The 3,926-nt window shown below is 75.3% G+C and carries 4 protein-coding genes and 1 pseudogene; all 5 read left to right on the forward strand.

Annotated features, from left to right (window positions below):
- A partial coding sequence (locus tag GTW08_RS18390) for a methyltransferase domain-containing protein (protein ID WP_161152275.1) occupies window positions 1-558 on the forward strand: 558 nt, incomplete at its 5' end.
- A 28-nt stretch (window positions 559-586) separates the two neighbouring features.
- Window positions 587-2,065: a potassium/proton antiporter gene (locus GTW08_RS18395; RefSeq protein WP_073573911.1), complete on the forward strand. Its 1,479-nt coding sequence runs from the start codon at window positions 587-589 to the stop codon at window positions 2,063-2,065.
- A gap of 43 nt (window positions 2,066-2,108) precedes the next feature.
- The gene (lspA, locus tag GTW08_RS18400) at window positions 2,109-2,657 is read left to right on the forward strand and encodes a signal peptidase II (protein WP_073573910.1); all 549 of its coding nucleotides are present in this window, start codon (window positions 2,109-2,111) and stop codon (window positions 2,655-2,657) included.
- 10 nt (window positions 2,658-2,667) lie between these two features.
- Window positions 2,668-3,579, forward strand: a complete 912-nt coding sequence (locus tag GTW08_RS18405) for an RluA family pseudouridine synthase (RefSeq protein ID WP_062404557.1) — start codon at window positions 2,668-2,670, stop codon at window positions 3,577-3,579.
- Window positions 3,580-3,584: 5 nt separating this feature from the next.
- Window positions 3,585-3,926: pseudogene (locus GTW08_RS18410) on the forward strand (hypothetical protein); the annotation flags it as partial.

The following is a 3,926-nucleotide window of genomic DNA, read 5'->3' on the forward strand; positions in this document are numbered from 1 at the left end:
TGGCCCGAGCCGTCGCCGGTGGCGCGGGTGGTCGGCGTCGACCGGCAGGCCGACATGCTGGCGGTGTTCGCCGCGGCGGCTCGCGCCCGGGGCCTGCCCCACGGCACCGTGCACGGCAGCTGGCCCGACGCGGCCGGGGACGCCGGGCGGCACGACGTCGTCGTCTGCCACCACGTGCTGCACAACGTCGTCGACCTGCCCCCGTTCCTCGCCGCGCTGACCGGCGCCGTCCGCACCCGCGGCGGGATCGGCGGCGTCGTGGTCGAGATGCTGACCGAGCACCCGCTGGCCTGGCTGGACCCGCTGTGGGAGCGCTTCCACGACGTGGTCCGGCCGCCGTCGGCGACCCACGACGACGCCGTCGCGGTGCTGCGCGAACAGCAGGGCGTCGCGCCGGAGGTCCTGACCTGGACCCGTGCGGCCCGCCTGCCGCACGACGCCGCCTGGGTCACCCGTCGGCTCTGCCTGCCCGCCGACCGCGTCGAGGAGGTCGCCGCCGCGCTGGTGGACCTCCCGCCGCGGCGCACCGACGCCGTCACCCTGACCTGGTCGCCCTGAGCGGGGGGCCCCGGTGAGTCTGGAACTGATGCTCGGCATCTCCGCGGGGGTGCTGCTGCTCGGCGTGCTCGCGGTGCGCGTCTCGGTGCGGCTCGGCCTGCCGTCGCTGCTGCTCTACCTGGGCATCGGCGTGCTGCTCGGCGAGTCCGTGCTGGGCATCCGGTTCGACGACACCGGCCTCACCGAGTCCCTCGGCCTCACCGCGCTCGTGCTGATCCTCACCGAGGGCGGGCTCACCACCCGCTGGTCGGCGGTGCGGCCCGCGCTCGGGCTCGGGCTGCTGCTGTCGACGCTGTCGGTGCTGGTGTCGATCGCCGTCGCGGGCGGGCTGCTGCACCTGCTGCTCGACCTGGAGTGGCGCACCGCGCTGCTGTGGGGCGCGGTGCTGTCCTCCACCGACGCCGCAGCGGTGTTCTCCGTGCTGCGCGGGGTCGCCGTCCCGCAACGGCTCGCCGGGACCCTGGAGCTCGAGTCCGGGATGAACGACGCGCCGGTGGTGATCGCCGTCGTCGTCCTGGCCGGGACCGAGGCCATCAGCTGGACGACGCCGCTGCTGGTCGTCTACGAGCTCGTCGCGGGCGCCGTCGTCGGTGTGCTGCTCGGGCTGGGCGCGGCCTGGGCGCTGCGCCGCGCCGCGCTGCCGTCGACCGGCCTGTACCCGCTCGCGGCGATCGCGTCCTGCCTGCTGGCTTTCGCCGCCGGGCAGGGTGTGCACGCCTCGGGGTTGCTCGCCACCTACTGCGCCGCGCTGGTGCTGGGCAACTCCCGGCTGCCGCACCGCAGCGGCGTCGTCTCCTTCGCCGAGGGCACCGGGTGGATCGCCCAGATCGGGCTGTTCGTGCTGCTCGGCCTGTACGCGGTGCCCGAGCGGCTGCCCGCCGCCGTGGTGCCCGCGCTGATCTGCGCGGCGGTCGTCCTGCTCGCCGCGCGGCCGCTGTCGGTGGCCGCCGCCGCACTGCCGTTCCGGGTGCCCTGGCGCGAACAGGCGTTCCTGTCCTGGGCGGGGCTGCGCGGAGCCGTGCCGATCGTGCTCGCCCTCGTCGCGGTCACCGAGGGCGGCGGCCAGAACCAACGGCTGGTCGACGTCGTGTTCGTGCTGGTCGTGCTGCTCACCCTGGTCCAGGGCACCAGCCTGCCCTGGGTGGCGCGGCTGCTCGGGGTGGTCTCGCGCACCGACACCCGCGGCGTCGAGGTCGACGCCGCCCCGCTCGACGAGGTCGACGCCGAACTCCTGCAGGTGAAGGTGCCCCCCGGGTCCCGGCTGCACGGCGTCTACCTGCGCGAGCTGCGGCTGCCCCGCGGGGCCACGGTCAGCCTGGTCGTACGCGACGCCGAGGCGTTCTCCCCGGGCGGGGACACCCGGCTGCGCGAGGGGGACCAGTTCCTCGTCGTCAGCACCCGGGAGAACCGGGAGGACACCGAGCGGCGGATCCGCGACGTCGACCGCGGCGGCAAACTGGTCCGCTGGCACGAGGGCCGGGGCCGGCCGAGCGGGCGGGCCGGCTGACCGGCCGGTCGGCGGTGTCGGGGCGACCCGCATAATCACGGGTGTGAGTGCCGACCCCCCACCCCCCACCGCGCCGATCGACCCCGCCGTACGACGGCGCGGTGTGGCGCTGCTGGCGGGCATCGCCGCGGTGTGGCTGGCGCTCGACCTCGTCACCAAGATCGCCGCCGTCGCCACGCTGGAGGGGCAGCGGCCGGTCACCGTGATCGACGGGTTCTTCTACCTCACGCTGCTGCGCAACCCGGGCGCCGCCTGGTCCATGGCCACCGGCTACACCTGGGTGCTGACGATCGTCGCCGTGGTCGTCGTCGGCGTGATCATCCGGATCGCGCGGCGGCTCGCCTCGACCGGCTGGGCGATCGGCCTCGGCCTGGTCCTCGGCGGTGCGCTGGGCAACCTGGTCGACCGGTTCTTCCGCGCGCCCGGGCCGATGCGCGGGCACGTCGTGGACATGCTGGCCTTCTTCTCCCCGGACGGGAGCGTCTTCCCCGTGTTCAACATCGCCGACACCGGCATCGTGTGCGGCGGCATCCTGCTGGTGCTGATGGCCGTGCGCGGCATCGAGATCGACGGGAGCCGCGAACGTGGGTGAGGTACGCAGCATGCCGGTGCCCGACGGGCTGGACGGCATGCGGATCGACGCCGGGCTGTCCCGGCTGCTGGGCCTGTCCCGGACCGTCGTCGCGACCCTGGCCGAGTCCGGCCGGATCTCGGTCGACGGCCGCGAGGCCGGCAAGTCCGACCGGCTGCCCGGCGGGTCCTGGCTGGAGGTCGAGCTGCCCGACGCCCCGGCGCCCGCGGTCATCGAGGGTCCGGCGGAGGTCGTCGCGGGCCTGACGGTGCTGCACTCCGACGACGACATCGTCGTCGTCGACAAGCCGGTCGGGGTGGCCGCGCACGCCTCCCCGGGCTGGACCGGGCCGACCGTGACCGGCGGGCTCGCCGCGCTCGGGTTCCGGCTGTCCACCTCCGGCGCCGCCGAGCGGCAGGGCATCGTGCACCGGCTCGACGTCGGCACCACCGGGGTGATGGTCGTCGCCACCTCCGAGCACGCCTACACCGAGCTCAAGCGGGCCTTCAAGGAACGCACCGTCGACAAGCGCTACCACGCCGTCGTGCAGGGGCACCCGGACCCGTCGTCGGGCACGATCGACGCCCCGATCGACCGGCACCCGCGCCACGACTACCGGTTCGCGGTGATGCAGAGCGGCAAGCCCAGCGTCACCCACTACGACACCATCGAGGCGTTCCGTTCGGCGAGCCTGCTCGACGTGCACCTGGAGACCGGGCGCACCCACCAGATCCGGGTGCACTTCTCCGCACTCCGCCACCCCTGCGTCGGCGACATCACCTACGGCGCCGACCCGACGCTGGCCAAGCGGGTCGGGCTGTCCCGGCAGTGGCTGCACGCCCGCACGCTCGGGTTCGCCCACCCCGCCGACGGTCGGCACGTCGAGTTCACCAGCCCCTACCCGGCCGACCTCGACGCGGCGCTGGACGTCCTGCGGGACTGAGCGGCGTGAGGGGGCTGAGCACCCGCGCGCTCGCGTGGATCGCCGCGGTCATGGCGGTGGTGTTCCTCGGCGCCGTCTGGGCCGCCGGGTCCGGGCCGTCGGCCGGGCCCCCGGCGGCGACGGGGTCGGTGCGGCTGGGTCCCGACCCCGGCCAGGACGTCGCCGGCTACCTCGCCGGGCTGCCCGCGACGCTGCCCGCACCGGGGGTGTCCGTGCCCGCGCTCGTGCAGTTCACCCGCCCGCTGGCCCCGTCCGACGCCGCGGCCGCGGGCTCCGGGACGACGACCACGACCGCGGTGTTCCGGGTGCCGTTCGACCGGGTGCAGACCGCGCTGCGGTTCGAGCCG

Origin of the sequence: Pseudonocardia sp. SID8383 (genome assembly GCF_009864975.1) — a bacterium.
GTDB lineage: Bacteria > Actinomycetota > Actinomycetes > Mycobacteriales > Pseudonocardiaceae > Pseudonocardia > Pseudonocardia alni.